Origin of the sequence: Mesorhizobium sp. GbtcB19 (assembly GCF_019091085.1) — a bacterium.
Classification (GTDB): domain Bacteria; phylum Pseudomonadota; class Alphaproteobacteria; order Rhizobiales; family Rhizobiaceae; genus Mesorhizobium.
This window is the reverse complement of the sequence record NZ_JAGXJY010000663.1, coordinates 1-228: the sequence shown is the minus strand read 5'-3', so window position 1 is coordinate 228 and position 228 is coordinate 1. Positions and strand designations below refer to the sequence as shown.

General features: G+C 69.7%; 1 protein-coding gene. It reads right to left on the bottom strand.

Annotated features, from left to right (window positions below):
- On the bottom strand, positions 1-228 hold a 228-nt coding region (locus KVT37_RS33330; protein WP_217579130.1), incomplete at both ends, for a TOBE domain-containing protein.

The window sequence follows — 228 nt, the reverse complement described above, 5'->3', positions numbered from 1 at the left end:
CGTGGTGTCGGCCGTGCTGTCGTCGGGCAGGAGTTTTGCATCGGCGCCGTCGAAGCAGAGCTCGACCTTGTCGCCGGGGCCAAAGCTCTCGCCGGCAAGCGGCCAGCGCACGATCGCGGTCGAGGCGTCGGCGGGCTTCACTTCGTATTTCGCCCCCGGGCCGAGATAGATCGCCTCGGCGACCGTTCCCGCCAGCCGGTTCGTGCCGGTGGCATCCTGTCCAGGCCG